Below are 15835 nucleotides of genomic sequence, written 5' to 3'. Positions count from 1 at the left end.
GACCGGATGAAGATTTTGTATATCCATGCGCTTTACGCGCCATACGTAGCCGGAGGCGCAGAAATCTCCCTGAAGCTGCTGGTAGATGGCATGCATGCCCGGGGCCATGAGGTGGTGGTGTTGAGCCATGTGCCGGACGGGGGGCTGCGCAGCGATTGGGTAGATGGCGTAAAGGTTTACCGGGCGGGCCTCAAAAACCGGTACTGGCCATTTACCAAAGAGCGCCCTGGCACGTTCAGCCGGCTGCGGTGGCATCTGCGCGACCGCTACAACGGGTCCATGGCTGCGTATGTACGCGAGGTGCTGGCGACCGAGCGGCCCACCGTGGTATCGTGCCACAACCTCGTGGGGTGGTCGATTGCCGTGTGGGACGAGGTGCGCCGTGCCGGTATCCCCATCGTGCAGGTATTGCACGACATGTACCTCCTTAGCCCGAATAGCACGCTTTTTAAACCGGGGCATACGCATGCCCACCAAGATTGGCTTAGCCGCCTGTTGCGGCGCAGGCACCGCCGGGCATCCGCCCAGCTGGCGGCGGTCGTTGGCATCAGCCGCAGCATACTGGACCGCTTTCTTGCGTACGGCTATTTCGACAATGTGCCCGGCTACGTGGTGCACAATGCACGCGCTATCCCCGTGGCTGGTACGCCCCGCAAACGGGGCAACGGTGAGCCATTGACGGTGGGTTACATCGGTACGCTCGCTACTGCGAAAGGGGTGGAGTGGCTCATCAGCCAGTTCAAATCATCCGGTGTGGATGGCCGGTTGCGGATTGCCGGAAAGGGCAAGGCGGAGGATGTGGAGCGCTTCAAACAGCTCGCGGGGCACGATAGCCGCATCGATTTCGTGGGTTATGTAACGCCTGCAGATTTCTATGAAACCATCGATGCGCTGGTGGTGCCTTCCCTGTGGGAAGAACCCCTCGGCATGGTAGCCGTGGAAGGGCTGGCAAACCATTTGCCGGTGGTGGCGAGCAATCGGGGCGGGTTGCGCGAAACCGTGGTGGATGGCGTGAATGGCATCCTGTGCGATCCGGACAGGCCGGCGTCGCTCGGCGATGCCCTCGTGGCCTTGTGGAAAGACGTGGCGGTTTATAACCGGATGGCCGCGGTGGCAAGGGACTCCGTGGGTGAATACCTCCGCGTGGAGCGCATGGTAAGTGAATATGAACAGGTGCTACGCACCGCATTGGCAGGTGATGCAGAAATTTAGCAACATACGGGGCAATCAGTCCATGTGGTGCGAGGTGTGGTTCTGCCTGGCATTGCTGGCGGTGTTCCTGCCCGTCAAAATCTATCCGCTCGTATTTTTGGTGGCTTCGGCTTTTTTTGCGTTCGATACGAAAGGCTGGTTGCGGCACGGGTGGGTATGGTTCCTGGCCGTTTTTGCGGGATATGCCGCGGCCGCGTTCCTCATGGGCTTGCCCGCCGAAGCGAGGGAGCTGACCAATTTCCTGAAACTGCTGGTCAACTTCACGTTCCTATACGCTGCCGTGGCGTGGCTGGTGCAACGCCACAACGGGCGGTTGCTGCAATGGGTAGATATCACCCTGCACATCGCATTGGCATTGACCCTGCTGCAATTGCTGGTCTATCACCAAGCCGCCGGCTTCCGGTGGCTGGGCGGCGCAGCAACCTCTGCACAGGGGAGCGCGTTGTACCAGTACGGCACCTACTTCTGGGGGCTGGACGACAAGAACATGTTCGGTGCCCGTATCGCTTTATTGGGGTTTGTGTATGTACTGCTGCCCACCGTGAGGCGGCACGCCATCGTATGGTGGCGCATCGCGCTGGTATTGTTGCTGGCCTGGTTGTCCCTATCGCGCACGCCGATGGTTGCGCTACTTATGGGGGTGGGGTTTTTGGTGTGGCTGGCGGCTAATACACGCTGGCGCGTGGCACTCGGGGTGCTGGTAGTGTTGGCGCTGCCGGTGGTTGCCCAGGTGGTGCGGGTGGGCAACATCACGGCCTCCAACGATGGGATGGGGGTGCGGCTCACCTACTGGAAAGCATTTTTTGAACATTTTTCGGCGATTTCGCCGATGGGCAATGGGTTTATGAGCGGGTCCGATTTCCTTGGCCGGTATGCGGCGTTTTACCACGGCGAGCCGCACATCCACAATACGTTTATGAGTTGCTACCTCGATTTCGGTATCGTGGGTCTCGTTTCGTACGCCTTGTTCCTCTGCCAGTACTTCCGGTTCGGGGTGCAGCAGTACGGGGGGCAGTGGTTTTGGTGGGTGGCCGCCATCCCGCTGCTGGCCATCATGATGATCCTCTACTCGGGATATGACAATGATATCGTGCTTTACCTGGTGTTGGCCTTTCTCCTGGGGAGTGCGGGGCCGGTATCGGCGAGACACCTAAAAGGGAGGATGGGCTGATGCGGGTATTGATAGACAGCCGATGGGATGCCGATACGGGTATCGGTAAGCTGTACCGCGAGGTGATGGCGCGGGCACCTGCCTATATTTCACCCACATTTGTGCAGAGCGGCATGGGGCTGGGCAACCTATTGACACCACTGATGCTGGCCCGCCAGATACGTATGCACAACGACGCCGATGTGTTTTACAGCCCCTCGTTCATGCCGCCCCTCTACAGCCGCATTCCCGTGGTGTTTACCATCCACGACCTGATGCACCTGTTTTACTACACCCGGTGGCATCGCCTCTACTACCAACAGGTCATCGCAAGGCTGGCAGCGAAGGCCGACCGGATCATCACTGTATCGCAGTTCAGCAAAGGACAGCTGGTGGATTTGCTGGGCATCGACGAGCGCCTGATTACCGTGGTTTACAACGGCGTGGACGACCGATACCGGGCGAATGGGGATATTTACGAAAGCGATGCGCCGTATTTCCTGTATGTGGGCAATCGGCGGAAAAACAAAAATCTCCCTGCTATGCTGACGGCGTTTGCGCGGGCGGCCGTTCCGCTCGACTTCCAGTTTTTCCTCACGGGAAACAGCGACGGGGAGACAGCGGTATTGGTCGAACAGCTCGGTATCGGTAACCGGGTCCGGTTTTTGGGGCATGTGCCCGAAGAAAACCTGCCCGCGCTGTACCGCGGAGCGCACGCCACGCTGTTCGTGTCGCTGATGGAAGGATTCGGCCTGCCGATTGTCGAGTCCATGGCGGCCGGCACGCCCGTGCTCACCTCTACCGCGGGCCCATTGCCCGAAGTGGCGGGAGGGGCGGCGCTATGTGTGGATCCGCACGATATCGGGGCCATCGCGCACGGCATGGAGGTGCTGGCCACCGATAGCGACCGCCACGGGCAACTGAAAGCGGCGGGGCTGGACCGGGCAGCCCAATTTACGTGGGCGGATACGGCCGCCCGGACATGGGAAGTGATAACGGATAAACGACGGAAATGAAGAAACAGCCGGATATACGATACCTGGGTTGGATGATGGTGGTACTGCTCGCGGCGGCATGCGGCGAGGGCCGTTCGCAGGCGGAGCCCCCGGTACCCGGGGGTGGCCAACGCATCGATGTGAAGGCGCATGGGGCCGTGGGTGATGGGAAAGCGGACGACAGTGAGGCAATCCAGCGTGCGCTGGACAGTGCGGCGGTGGGCGATACGGTGTACCTGCCCAAAGGGACCTACCGGGTCCGTTCCATCCGGTTGGTTTCCAATGTGCACATCGTTGCCGATGGTGTACTGAAGCAACCGGAGGAGCTTTCTGCACAATTTACGGTGGAAAAGCAGCATTCGCCGGCACCGCTCTTCCGCGCACACCGGGTATCCAACGTATACCTCGCCGTGCGTGCTGAAACGGTGAACGAAGCCATCTACGCTTCGCAAAGCAGCAACATCACCGTTGCGGATAGTCGTTTCACCGGCGACTCGACCAACCGCCAGTCGTTTCCGGCGGTGCTGTGGTACGATTGCTCGGCATCGCGCGTGGTAGGGACGACCATCAGCCAGTACGGTAGCGCACGGCAAGCGACCACCACTTACCACCCCGGCACGGCCATCCGGGTGCTGTCTAGCCGTGGTATCACCCTGTCGGGCAACGACCTGCACCACAATGGCGAAAACGGTATTTTCATCCACGATAGTGGCGACGTGGAAATCGAGGGCAACCACATCCACCATAACGGCATGAGCGGCATCCAGATCGCATTCAATGTGGCGGAGCGGGTGGCCAACTACCGCATCAGCAACAACCGCCTTGAACACAACGCCGCCGACGCCGTGGACATCAACAACCGCGCACACGGCCGGGTAGTGGCCATCAATGCGCTCATCGCCGGAAACTACAGCTATGGCAACGGCTTCGTGAAAGGCAAATCAACACCGGATGGCTCGGGAATCGGCACGCTGATCGGTATTTCGGGGGTAACCCTGAGCGGCAACCGGGCTTTTGGCAATAACCGGCCAGCTCTCTATATAGAGGGGTGCGGCGATATCACGGCCAATCGGAATGTGACCGACGGCGCATTCGAACTGGTGGGCCATTGGGAAAACATCCGGATGGAAGGCAATACGTTCCATACCCTCCGGCTGTTGGCCAATGCCAGCGGCAAGCTGCTCGACATCAGGCATGGCAAAATGGGCAGCGTGATGCTGCCGAATGGTATCCGGATAGATTCCCTACGCATCATGGAAAACGAAATCGCCAGCGGACCCATCAACGTCAATATGGAAGGGCACTTCAAGTTCGAAGGCAACCGGTTGACAAGCGGCCATGAGTCGGGCGCGCTGCTGCTGGTTAAAGTGGCAGGCGCTTCGTTGCTTGGCAACCACATTTCCAATGCGAAAAACGCAGCCATCACGGTACGGAAAACGGCCCTGAACGTGCGCATCGATAGCAATTTCGTAACGTCCGGCGGTACGTGGATACACGATTTCCGGCCGCCCGATATCAAGATAAACAAAAACCACGTGAAGGAACACGTGGAGATGGGCGGACGGCCATGAGGGTAAACCTGTATATACCGACATTGAACGGCGGTGAGCGATTCGTGGAGCTGCTGGCCATACTGGCCCGCCAGGCCTGGCCGCTGCAGCGGTGCGTAGTAATCGATTCCGGCTCGACGGACGGCACGCTGGAAGCCGCACAGGCCCACGGTTGCACGGTGATGGGGCTGGGTGGTGAAGGGTTTGACCACGGCGGCACCCGCCAACGGGCCATCGATGCCTACCCCGATGCCGATGTTTATTGCCTGCTGACGCAGGATGCCATCCCCGCCGATGAGTCGGCGCTCGCCAACCTGGTGCAGGTATTTGCCAACCCGGAGGTAGGCATGGCCTACGGCAGGCAACTGCCAAACCGGGAAGCCACCTTGCCCGAGCGCCACGCCCGGTTGTTCAATTACCCGGCGCACAGCCAACTCCGTTCGTTGGCCGATGCGCCCACCTACGGCATCAAAACCATTTCCTGCTCCAACTCGTTTGCGGCCTATCGCCGCGAAGCGCTCCAACAAGTGGGCGGGTTCCCCCATGGTACGATCATGGGCGAGGACGTGATCGTGGCGGGCAGGTTGCTGCTGAGCGGCTGGAAAATGGCGTATGTGGCTGGGGCGTGCGTTTACCACTCGCACAACTATTCCATCCGCGAAGAGTTTGAGCGCTACTTTGACATCGGCGTGTTCCACAGCGACAACCGCTGGATATTTGACGCGTTCGGCCGTGCCGGTGGCGAAGGGCTCCGCTATGCCCAATCGGAAATCGGGTATGTGGGCCGCCGGAACGCTTTCCTCCTCCCTAAAGTTGGCGGTTCCATCTTAGCGAAATGGCTGGGGTATCAACTGGGCCTGGCCTACCGCAGGCTACCCCGTAAGTTCCGCAGAGCGTTTTCCATGTACAAAGGGTATTGGACGTAAATCCTTGGCCGCCCGCGCCCTAATGTGGGGAATTTTTCCACATGCTCAAGGGGCCTCTTGCCCCGCTTAAGCCGCCTACCTTATCCACAAAGGGCATTATCGTTGATTTTTCGGAAATGGCACTTTATTCGTGTTTAACTAAGCATAATTAAGTGCAGAAGATATATGGTTAGAGAAAATCAAATACAGCAATTGACCTATAAAGTCGATAACCCGATATACGAGTTGATCAGCTATCCGGCTGCATTCCGTATCGATTTGAACGCTGTAAAAAGGAAACTCTTGGTTTACCAGGAGACCATCGTGATCAAACGCGTGGTAGACATCGTGTTTTCATCCTTGGTGCTCACCCTTGGCTTGCCGGTATACCTGCTGCTGATCGTGCTTACCAAACTCACCTCGCGTGGCCCGGTGTTTTTCAAGCAGGAGCGGATCGGCAAGGGCGAGCAGCCTTTTTTTATCTATAAATTCAGGAGCATGCAGGTAGACGCCGAAAAGGCGGGACCGCAGCTGGCTTCAGACGATGACCCCCGCATTACCAAATGGGGCAAATTCATGCGGAAGACACACCTGGATGAGCTGCCCCAGTTCTGGAATGTGCTGAAGGGCGACATGGCCATTGTGGGCCCGCGCCCCGAGCGCAGGCATTTCATTGAGGAGATCAAGGAGCACAGGCCCGAATACATGCAGCTGTTCCGACTGAAGCCGGGTATCACCTCCATCGGGCAAGTGTATTATGGCTACGCCGAAAACGTGCATCAGATGTGCGAACGCGTGGACTACGACCTGGATTACCTTTCGAGCATGAGCCTCAAGACCGATATCGACATCATCCTGGAGACAGTGAAAGTAATGGCCCAAGGCAAGGGTAAATAGCGGGCCATGAAAAAATAATCGGTCGGCGAAGTAACAATCGGTGTATTTGGACGTCTTCATAGAATGAGCCAAACGTCCGCGAACGCTCCGTCGTTTACCCGTTACCAAATCTTGGTAGTTATTATCTTAGCCGTTACCCAGTTTACGGTCGTGCTTGATTTCATGATCATGTCGCCGCTAGGTGATATCTTGATGAAGTCGATGCATCTTGTCCCATCGGAGTTTGGATTGGCGGTATCGGCTTATGCCTTTAGTGCCGGTTTTTCGGGATTCCTCACCGCTGGTTTTTCCGATCGGTTTGACCGCAAGAAACTCTTGCTTTTCTTTTACGTTGGCTTCGTACTCGGTACGGTGCTGTGCGGCATTGCGCACACGTACTGGTTTTTAGTGGCTGCCCGGATCATCACCGGATTATTCGGCGGGGTGATCGGATCGATTTCCATGGCCATCGTGGCCGACCTGTTTGCCCTGCAGCAGCGTGGCCGCGTGCTTGGGTTCGTACAGATGGCTTTCGGCGCCAGCCAGGTGCTGGGCATACCCATCGGCCTGTATATTGCCACCACTTGGGGCTGGGAAATGCCTTTCCTCATGGTGGCGGCCTTGGGGGCGCTAATCGTGGGCGTGATTGCTTTTTACCTCAAACCCATCGACGAGCATCTCCACGTGAAAAGCGAAAAATCTGCTTTTACCCACCTGTGGCATACGCTGGCCCGCCGTGATTACCGGATCGGTTTTGCCGCCACGGCGATGCTGTCCGTGGGGGGCTTTATGATGATGCCTTTCGGCAGTGCCTTTGCCATCAACAACCTCCATGTTACCGAGCACCAACTACCGCTTTTGTTCATGGTGGCGGGCCTCGGCACCTTGGTTATCATGCCGTTCATCGGCCGCCTCAGCGACCGGGTGGATAAATACCGGCTGTTTGTGATTGCTTCGGTATGGCTGATGGCAATGTGTATCTGGTATACCAACCTATCCGTGGTACCCCTGTGGGTGGCCATTGCGCTGAATGTGTTGCTGATGGCGGGCGTAACCAGCCGGATGATTCCTTCGTCGGCATTGACCAGTGCGGTGCCGGAGCTGAAGGACCGCGGGGCGTTCATGAGCATCAACGCCTCCCTGCAGCAGCTGGCCGGAGGTATTGCCGCGGCCCTAGCCGGGAAGATCGTGGTGCAGCAAACCAATTTCAGTCCACTGGAACACTACGATACGGTGGGTTATGTGGTGGTAGCCTTTTCCATCCTCGGCTTGTTTTTCATGTACCGGGTAGACCGGTTGGTGAAAAGGGGACGGAACTAACGAAACCGCGTTTCCATCTTATCAAGTAAATGTTACCTTTGCCTATCAAGGCAAGCGGATTTAAACCCTGGCCAACTACCGATTTATGAGTCAACAAACGAAAACAACGATGAAGAAACTAAGGAGTTCGGACTGGTTCGGCCGTTCGGGCAAGGACGGTTTCATTTACCGCGCGTGGATGAAGAACCAAGGGATGCCGGCCGATATGTTCCGGGACAAGCCGGTGATCGGCATCTGCAACACCTGGTCGGAGCTGACACCGTGCAACGCGCATTTCCGGGAGCTGGCCGAATCGGTGAAGCGGGGTGTACTGGAGGCGGGTGGTTTCCCGGTGGAGTTCCCGGTGATGTCGCTGGGCGAGACGCTGATGAAGCCCACGGCGATGCTTTTCCGGAACCTGGCGAGCATGGACGTGGAGGAATCCATCCGTGCGAACCCGGTTGACGGGGTGGTGCTGCTGTGCGGCTGCGACAAGACCACGCCCTCGCTGGTGATGGGCGCGTGCAGCGTGGACCTGCCCACGCTGGTGGTTTCGGGTGGTCCGATGCTGACGGGGAAGTACCGCGGCAGGGACATCGGCACGAGCGACATATGGCGTTTTTCGGAGGATGCCCGCCGGGGGGTGATGAGCGAGGAGGAGCTGAACCAGGCCGAGGGGGGCATGTGCCGCAGCCGTGGCCACTGCGCGGTGATGGGCACGGCCTCCTCGATGGCAGCGATGGTAGAGGCACTGGGGATCACCCTGCCGGGCAACGCGGCCATACCGGCGGCGGATGCGACCCGGAAGGTGCTGGCGCAGCTCTCGGGCCGCCGCATCGTGGAAATGGTGTGGGAGGGGATGAAGCTGTCGGACATCCTCACGCGCCCGGCATTCGAGAACGCCATCCAGGTGAACGCCGCCATCGGCGGCTCGACCAACTTCGCTATCCACCTAATGGCCATTGCCGGCCGCATGGGGGTGGGGCTGGAGCTCGAGGATTTCGACCGGTTCTCGCGGGAGGTGCCGCTGGTGGCCAACCTACAGCCCTCGGGGCAGTATTTCATGGAAGACCTGTACTATGCAGGAGGGCTGCCCGCGGTGATGCACGCAATCGGAAAGCACCTCCATACCGATGCGCTGACGGTGAACGGCAGGACCGTGGCGGAGAACACCGCGGGCTGCGAAAGCCTGGATGCGACGGTGATCTCCACGGTGGAGACCCCTATCAACCCGGTATCGGGCATGGTGGTGCTACGGGGCAACCTGTGCGAAGACGGGGCGGTGATGAAGCCGTCGGCGGCTTCGCCGGAGCTGATGCAGCATACGGGTAGGGCTGTGGTATTCGACGACATAGAGGATTACAAACGCAAGATAGACGATCCGGAGCTGGATGTGGATGAGACCTCGGTGCTGGTGCTGAAGAACGTGGGCCCGAAGGGATACCCGGGCATGCCCGAAGTGGGCAACATGGGCATCCCGATGAAACTGCTGGCAAAGGGCGTGACGGACATGGTGCGCATCTCGGATGGCCGCATGAGCGGCACGGGCTTCGGCACGGTCGTGCTGCACGTTTCGCCGGAGGCGGCTGCCGGCGGTACGCTGGCGCTGGTAGCCGATGGTGACCTGATCCGGCTGGATGTGGCCGGACGGCGGCTGGAACTACTGGTAGACGAAGGGGAGTTGGCCCGCCGAAGGGAGCGGATGCAGGCGGTTGCCAACCCGTTTGCGCGTGGCTACGCCAAGCTGTATGTGGACCACGTGGAGCAGGCGCACCTGGGAGCGGATTTCGATTTCCTGAAGGGCGGTTCGGGCAGCGAGGTGTCGCGCGATTCACACTGATTAAGCTTACTGTAACACTACATGGACAAAATGATAACAGGTAGGTTTGCTGGCAAGACAGCAATCATCACCGGTGCGGGGCAAGGCATCGGGTTTGAAATAGCACGCCAACTGGCATCCGAAGGGGCTACGGTGCTGCTGAATGACATCGACGGGGCATTGGCCGAACGTGCGGCAGCACGGATCGGCAAGGAAGGGCGTTGCCTGGCATGCCCCGGCGACTCGGGCGACGTTCCGTTTATCGACGGGATGGTGAAACGTGCCGTAACGGAAACGGGTACATTGGATATCGTCATCGCCAACGCGGGGATTACGCTGTTCGGCGATTTCCTGCAGTATACGCCGGAGGCATTCCACCAAGTGATGACTGTGAATCTCGGTGGTACCTTTTTCCTTGCCCAGGCGGCGGCAAAGGAGTTGATCCGGCAGGGGCGCGGCGGCTCCCTGCTGTTCACCTCGTCGGTAACGGGGCACCAAGCCCATAAAAACCTCGCCGCCTATGGGATGTCGAAGGCGGCATTGGAAATGCTCGCCAAGCACCTGGTATTGGAACTTTCCCCTTATGGTGTCAATGTGAATGCGGTTGCCCCGGGTGCCACGCTGACAGAGCGCACGGCCGAGGATACCGAATATGCGGCAACCTGGTCTTCGATCACACCGATGGGCCGGGCGGCCACCCCACAGGACATCGCGGCTGCGGCCCTCTTTCTGGTAAGCGATGCGGCACGGCATATTACCGGGCAAACGATGGTGGTAGACGGGGGGTGGACAACGGTAAGTCCTTCGCCTTATTGAGAGGGAGGGCGTTGGTTCTCAAACACAAAAAGCACCTTGATGGTGCTTTTTTAGTGTTCCCGAAGGGATTTGCTGCGTCGCGCTGCCCCATACGCATTGCCACAGCGAAATTGTTCGAACCCCGGCCGCCGCTTCTGTTCTCATCCCTTGTAAACACAAAAAGCACCTTGATGGTGCTTTTTTAGTGTTCCCGAAGGGATTTGCTGCGTCGCACTATCCCAAGCACATCGCCACAGCGAAATTGTTCGAACCCCGGCCACCGCTTCTATTCGAATCTGGTTGTAAACACAAAAAGCACCTTGCTAAGGTGCTTTCTTAGTGTTCCCGAAGGGATTCGAACCCCTATCTTCAGAACCGGAATCTGAAATTCTATCCATTGAACTACGGGAACGGGAGTGCAAAGATATTAATTATTTGTTTTCTACGAAGCAGCACAGTCTTTATTTTTTGCTGAAAACGATGGCGGTTCCGCCACCATGGGCAAGTTGCAGGTCAAGTGCATCCGTTGAGGTCACATCGATCTGCTCGATCGAAACGGGATAGGGGTTCGAAGCGTAATGGGCACCCGCCCCGTCTTTGAAAACAGTGGCTCGGTAGTCCACGCCGGTATCCAGGAAATCCAGCGGCAGGGTGAGCGTCCGCTTTTCTGCGTTGGTGATGCTACCCACATACCAGTCTGCTGACTCCCGGTCTTTGCGGGCAATGGTTATGTATTCGCCGATTTCGGCGTGGGGAATCACTGTCTTCGCCCAATTGGCGGGGCAGGAAGCAATGAACTTGAATGGCTCCTGATTTTTTTCGTAATTCTCAATCATGTCGGATGCCATCTGTAACGGACTGTACATCACCACCGCAAGGGCCAGCTGTTTGGCCAAGGTGGTCTTCACACGCGTGTTGGGAAAAACTGGGTTATCAAAATGGAACGTGCCGGGCGTAAAATCGATCGGGCCGGCCAATCCGCGGGTAAAGGGAACGATGGTGGTATGTTCGGGCGGGTTCCCGCCATTCGCATCCCACGCGTCCCACTCCTGGCCGCGCACTCCCTCTTGGGTCATCAGATTGGGGTAGGTACGCTGTAGGCCGGTAGGCATCACGGGCTCATGGTTATCGATCATGATGTGGTATTTCGCGGCTGTTTCGATTACCTTGCGGTAATGCCGTACCCCGTATTGGCTGCTGTGCCGCTCTTTCCCATCAAGCAGTGGACTCACGTAGCCGGTTTTAACGACGTTGACACCGAGACGCTGGTAAAGCGCGAAGGCGCTGTCCAGCTGGCGCTCGTAATTCACCGTGGCACCCCCCGTCTCGTGGTGCCCGATAAGGTTTACTCCCTTCGAAGCGGCGTAGTCGGTAACCGTTTCCAGGTCGAAATCCGGATAAGTTTCCGTAAAGCTGAATTTATCCCCTTCTTTCGTCCAGTCGTTTTCCCATCCGGTGTTCCACCCTTCTACCAATACACCCGAAAAGCCGTGTTTGGCGGCAAAGTCGATGTACCGCTGCGTGTTTTCCGTGGTTGCCCCGTGCTTGGGGCCCATGTGCCAGGTGTACGCTCCCATGTGCATCCCCCACCAGATGCCGATATAACGGCCGGGTTGGATCCACGATGTATCTTCGATCTTGGCAGGTTCGTTCAGGTTGAGCATCAGCCGCGAGAGCAGCAGGTCGCCGGCATTGTCGGCGATGATCACGGTGCGCCACGGGGTTACACCCGGCGCGTGGGCGAAAACCTTTTCTCCCGTAGACCAAGGAGTAAGGTAAACCTGAAGTTTTGGCGATCCACCTTCCGTCCGTAGGTTCATCGCCGCGTAGTCTGTCAGGTTGGCTTCGTGCACCGCTAAATAGAGACCTTGGTCGGTTTCAATGGTAAGCGGTGTGCATACTGTATCCAGCTCGCTGAGGGGATGGGGCTCATATAATGCTTCGTAATAATTTGAGCCGTAGGGAATGGACCACGCCTTATGGCTGGCGGTGAAATTGAATTCGGTATGCTCATCCATAATGGTGAAGTCTGCGAGGTGTGGCTGCGCCGGGAATTCGTACCGGAAGCCGAAGCCGTCGTCAAAAAGCCGGAATACGACCGCAAACTTCCGCTTGGCCCCTGTTTTTTCTTCCACGTGCACAGTCATCTGGTTGTAGGTGTTGTCTACCACGATCTCTTCGCCCCACGTTTGGTCCCAGGTGCCGCTGAACGACGTATGTACTATTTCCGAGATAGCCATGTTTTCGCCAAGAGGCCCGTTCTGCAAGGTGAAGCCCAAAAAAGACTTATCCAACAGCACATCGCCATTTTTGCTGGCGGTATAAAAAATCCGCCCGTCTTCCACGCCCGCACGGATGGAAATGGATTTATCGGGCGATGACACCTGCCCGCTTTGTTTACAGGAAAAGAATGGGAATGCGAGTATGAGTACATATGCAAATTGCTTCATCATCTTATTAATTGGCTATTTCATTAATCAATCCCATGGCTTTGTTGTGTTGCAGGGAAATAAGGTAGTAAAAGGCTTGCAGCAGTTGCTTTTGTTTTTCGGGCTGGTCTGCAAACTGTTTCTTGAGCGTGTAATATGCGTAAATCTGCTCCAAAATCGCTTTGTTGTACGGGAGCCCGGTAAAGTCCTGTAGCTTTTCCAAAAACGCGTACTGGAACTCGTGGGTAGGTTCGATCATCGTTCCCTCTCCGAAATCGTTCCACGTGATCAGCTGTAATTGCGTCCTGTTCTCGTCGGTAGCCATCTGCAGCGAGCGGTCGAACAAGGCACCGTCCTCGTGGTCGATGTCGCCCAGCACTTGTTCGCCCCAACCGCCCTCTTTGTAGTAGTCGTCGAATCCCGGATAGGCACCGCCGATGAGCTGTGGCACCTCGTGCTTGCGGGCATACTTTGTTTCCATAGGCGTAGCATCCACCCAGATGTATTCGCCCGTTGCCAGTTGGTAGGTAGCATTGTTGGCGAGGTGGGAGTGGTTGTACAGGGTGAAGAATGCCGGTTTATCGACCAACGTATTGAAAACGGTGTTCCAGCCGCTTGGTGTGTTGATGATCTGCGGACCGAAGGTCAACAACAGCGGCTTGCCGTCTAGTCGGATGTAGTGGCCGTCGTTGAAAAAATTGGTGCGCAGGTAATTCATGTCGGCCACCGCTTGGCTGAGCCGTTGGGCATCCGAGTCGAAGCCATCGCGGAGGGTTTGGTCTTCGTACACGATGGCATATTGGAGCCCTACCTTCTCCAATACAGCTACGATGGCCTCCGTGTTGCGCTTGTTTTGCGGATAGTCATACAACTGCCGCGTACCGTACCAATCGATGAGTATGCCGTCGATTCCGGCATATTTCATCAGTAAAAAATGGTATTCCAGCACGTCCGTGTCGCTGGAGGCATAGGGTCCGATCAAGGGATAGTAATGCGAAGCGATCTGCCGTTTGCCGTCTGCCCCGATGATGTCCGGGTTCTTGTTGGCCATCGTCCAATGCTGGCCCCATTTACCATTGCCACTGGTTGCTTTATCTTCGAACCAGGGCATGTAATGCACCCACACCTTCATGGCGTTGGCCTTCGTTACCGCCACCGGTTCAAAGGTTTCGATTTTCGTTTCCTTGTTCGTATCACTGGTGGGCTTCTCTTTCTTGCAACCTACAAGAAATACCGCCCACAGTAGCCATATCGTCATCCTTATGTCCATCAGTTGGTATACCCCGGGTTTTGGTCCAGCTTGCTGTTTTTGTTCAATTCCTGCCGGGGGATGGGGAAGATGCCCGTGTGCTTATCGGCCGGGTCTTCGCCTTTTTCCCACCAAGCCTCGAAAAATGTTCCGAAACGGATATTGTCTGTACGGCGGTGGTCTTCAAAGACAAATTCACGCCGGAGTTCCTGGTCGATGAAGGCCAAATCGATGGTTTCGGGGGTGTTTAGCCCCACACGGCTCCGTACCTGCTCCACGAATGGCCGCGCGGCAGCGGGATTGCCCAGCCGCACATTGCATTCGGCCTGCATCATCAACACTTCGGCATAGCGCATCAGCACGAGGTCGTAGTCCCGTTCCCAAGCATCGCCGGCTTTGTCTTCATACTTGCTCAATCGGCCGCCCTCGTTCTGGAGTGCTTCGTTGATATTGGAAATCTCTTCGGTGTAGTCCAGCGGGTTGCCCGATGCGGGCATGATGATGGTGGAACCCGAGCGGAGGTCGATCTGCGGCCCGATAAGGACGGAATTGCGGCGGATATCATTTTCTTCAAAGGCGGAGTATAGCCCCGGCTGCGCAGAGATGCCGTTTGCACACCATTGGTAGTTTCCGGTGGCCGAGAAGGCCCACATTTGCTCGTAGTGGTAGGTCATGGACGCCAGGTAGTTGCCCACGGTACCCATCTTGCTGTCATAGGGAATGCCGAAGATGACTTCGGTAGCCACTTGGTTATCTGTTTTGAAGTTGGCGAAGTAATCCGGTTCCAACTGCCCCGAAATGCGGCTACACGCCGTGAGGCAGTCTTCCCATCGTGCTTGGCCGATATATACCTCGGAATTGAGATACAACCGCGCGAGCAGCAGGTTGGCGGCGTTCTTGGTAAAGCGGCCGTATGCCGTTTCGGGGAGGTAGTCTACGTTTTCGAGCAATTCTTTCTCTATAAATGCGTACACTTCGGCCCGGGGTGAGGTACCGGGCGCTTCGTTGGTTATGTACGTGGTATCGAGCGGTACGTTGCCGTACATATCCAATAGTTTGTAGTAGTAGTATGCCCGAAGGGTTTTCAGCTCAGCAAACAGCGGCTTGCTCGCTTCGGCATCCAATCCCGATTGTTCCACTTGGTAAATGATGGCATTCGTGGCTGCAATGCCGTTGTAACTGTATTTCCAAGGTGCCCAGATTTTTGGGTTGTCGGCATCCCAGGTATGTTTGTGCAAATCGAGGTAGACCCCATCGTCGTACCAGTCGCCCCCCACGCGGGTGGGTATGACGCACTCGTCAGACGATACCGACGAGACGAAGAAGACAAATTCGCCGGTAGGGTAGAAGTTCACCCCGTCGGATGCGCCGCCCCGGAGCGACGAATAGGCACGGCCCACGATGGTTTCGATTTCGGCAGGAGTCTTGCCGTAGTCTGACGATTGGACCCGGTCATACAGCTCTTCGGTCAAATCCGTGCAGGCACCCAGGCAGCAGATCCCAGCAACGGAGCATATAGCTAATTTTAGTATGTTCATCGTATTTCTTTTTTTTAA

General features: G+C 57.0%; 12 protein-coding genes and 1 tRNA gene. 9 read left to right on the top strand and 4 right to left on the bottom strand.

Going from position 1 to position 15835, the window contains the following annotated elements; translation table 11 throughout:
• The first annotated feature begins 6 nt into the window (after nt 1-6).
• From ACEVG1_RS17535 to ACEVG1_RS17495, 9 genes are all read left to right on the top strand, one after another.
• Nucleotides 7-1212 carry a glycosyltransferase family 4 protein gene (locus ACEVG1_RS17535; protein WP_374745023.1) on the top strand — a complete coding sequence of 402 codons (1206 nt, stop codon included), beginning with the start codon at nt 7-9 and terminating at the stop codon, nt 1210-1212.
• Complete coding sequence (locus tag ACEVG1_RS17530) at nt 1166-2383, top strand: O-antigen ligase family protein (protein ID WP_374745022.1); 1218 nt, start codon at nt 1166-1168, stop codon at nt 2381-2383. Before ACEVG1_RS17535 ends, ACEVG1_RS17530 begins: the two co-directional genes overlap by 47 nt.
• Nucleotides 2383-3378 (top strand): glycosyltransferase family 4 protein, encoded by a 996-nt coding sequence (locus tag ACEVG1_RS17525; RefSeq protein ID WP_374745021.1) that lies wholly within the window; start codon nt 2383-2385, stop codon nt 3376-3378. Before ACEVG1_RS17530 ends, ACEVG1_RS17525 begins: the two co-directional genes overlap by 1 nt.
• Nucleotides 3375-4928, top strand: coding sequence for a right-handed parallel beta-helix repeat-containing protein (locus ACEVG1_RS17520; protein ID WP_374745020.1), 1554 nt, complete (start codon nt 3375-3377; stop codon nt 4926-4928). Before ACEVG1_RS17525 ends, ACEVG1_RS17520 begins: the two co-directional genes overlap by 4 nt.
• A complete protein-coding gene (locus ACEVG1_RS17515) occupies nt 4925-5833 on the top strand; it encodes a glycosyltransferase family 2 protein (RefSeq protein WP_374745019.1) in 909 nt (302 codons plus the stop codon). The genes ACEVG1_RS17520 and ACEVG1_RS17515 overlap by 4 nt, the downstream gene beginning before the upstream one ends.
• Before the next feature lie 165 nt (nt 5834-5998).
• Complete coding sequence (locus tag ACEVG1_RS17510; protein ID WP_374745018.1) at nt 5999-6709, top strand: sugar transferase; 711 nt, start codon at nt 5999-6001, stop codon at nt 6707-6709.
• 63 nt (nt 6710-6772) lie between these two features.
• The gene (locus tag ACEVG1_RS17505) at nt 6773-8008 is read left to right on the top strand and encodes an MFS transporter (protein ID WP_374745017.1); all 1236 of its coding nucleotides are present in this window, start codon (nt 6773-6775) and stop codon (nt 8006-8008) included.
• A 109-nt stretch (nt 8009-8117) separates the two neighbouring features.
• Nucleotides 8118-9827 (top strand): IlvD/Edd family dehydratase, encoded by a 1710-nt coding sequence (locus ACEVG1_RS17500; protein ID WP_374745016.1) that lies wholly within the window; start codon nt 8118-8120, stop codon nt 9825-9827.
• 21 nt (nt 9828-9848) lie between these two features.
• Nucleotides 9849-10622, top strand: coding sequence for an SDR family NAD(P)-dependent oxidoreductase (locus ACEVG1_RS17495; RefSeq protein WP_374745015.1), 774 nt, complete (start codon nt 9849-9851; stop codon nt 10620-10622).
• Between the two features lie 319 nt (nt 10623-10941).
• Here ACEVG1_RS17495 and ACEVG1_RS17490 read toward each other — a convergent pair.
• The 4 genes from ACEVG1_RS17490 to ACEVG1_RS17475 all read right to left on the bottom strand — a co-directional run bounded on the left by ACEVG1_RS17490 (nt 10942) and on the right by ACEVG1_RS17475 (nt 15817).
• Nucleotides 10942-11013 (bottom strand) — tRNA-Arg (locus ACEVG1_RS17490).
• A gap of 49 nt (nt 11014-11062) precedes the next feature.
• Nucleotides 11063-13054 carry a glycoside hydrolase family 97 protein gene (locus tag ACEVG1_RS17485; protein WP_374745014.1) on the bottom strand — a complete coding sequence of 664 codons (1992 nt, stop codon included), beginning with the start codon at nt 13052-13054 and terminating at the stop codon, nt 11063-11065.
• 4 nt (nt 13055-13058) lie between these two features.
• Complete coding sequence (locus ACEVG1_RS17480) at nt 13059-14300, bottom strand: glycoside hydrolase family 71/99-like protein (protein WP_374745013.1); 1242 nt, start codon at nt 14298-14300, stop codon at nt 13059-13061.
• Nucleotides 14300-15817: a RagB/SusD family nutrient uptake outer membrane protein gene (locus ACEVG1_RS17475; protein WP_374745012.1), complete on the bottom strand. Its 1518-nt coding sequence runs from the start codon at nt 15815-15817 to the stop codon at nt 14300-14302. Before ACEVG1_RS17475 ends, ACEVG1_RS17480 begins: the two co-directional genes overlap by 1 nt.
• Nucleotides 15818-15835 lie beyond the last annotated feature (18 nt).

This window comes from Parapedobacter sp. 2B3 (assembly GCF_041925275.1).
Lineage (GTDB): Bacteria > Bacteroidota > Bacteroidia > Sphingobacteriales > Sphingobacteriaceae > Parapedobacter > Parapedobacter pyrenivorans_A.
The sequence above is the reverse complement of the archived record's forward strand: the minus strand, read 5'-3'. Positions and strand labels throughout refer to the sequence as shown.

Coding starts and splice junctions, on each gene's coding strand:
- ACEVG1_RS17535 (WP_374745023.1), top strand. CDS start 7: ATGAAGATTTTGTATATCCATGCGCTTTACGCGCCATACGTAGCCGGA.
- ACEVG1_RS17530 (WP_374745022.1), top strand. CDS start 1,166: ATGAACAGGTGCTACGCACCGCATTGGCAGGTGATGCAGAAATTTAGC.
- ACEVG1_RS17525 (WP_374745021.1), top strand. CDS start 2,383: ATGCGGGTATTGATAGACAGCCGATGGGATGCCGATACGGGTATCGGT.
- ACEVG1_RS17520 (WP_374745020.1), top strand. CDS start 3,375: ATGAAGAAACAGCCGGATATACGATACCTGGGTTGGATGATGGTGGTA.
- ACEVG1_RS17515 (WP_374745019.1), top strand. CDS start 4,925: ATGAGGGTAAACCTGTATATACCGACATTGAACGGCGGTGAGCGATTC.
- ACEVG1_RS17510 (WP_374745018.1), top strand. CDS start 5,999: ATGGTTAGAGAAAATCAAATACAGCAATTGACCTATAAAGTCGATAAC.
- ACEVG1_RS17505 (WP_374745017.1), top strand. CDS start 6,773: ATGAGCCAAACGTCCGCGAACGCTCCGTCGTTTACCCGTTACCAAATC.
- ACEVG1_RS17500 (WP_374745016.1), top strand. CDS start 8,118: ATGAAGAAACTAAGGAGTTCGGACTGGTTCGGCCGTTCGGGCAAGGAC.
- ACEVG1_RS17495 (WP_374745015.1), top strand. CDS start 9,849: ATGGACAAAATGATAACAGGTAGGTTTGCTGGCAAGACAGCAATCATC.
- ACEVG1_RS17485 (WP_374745014.1), bottom strand. CDS start 13,054: ATGATGAAGCAATTTGCATATGTACTCATACTCGCATTCCCATTCTTT.
- ACEVG1_RS17480 (WP_374745013.1), bottom strand. CDS start 14,300: ATGGACATAAGGATGACGATATGGCTACTGTGGGCGGTATTTCTTGTA.
- ACEVG1_RS17475 (WP_374745012.1), bottom strand. CDS start 15,817: ATGAACATACTAAAATTAGCTATATGCTCCGTTGCTGGGATCTGCTGC.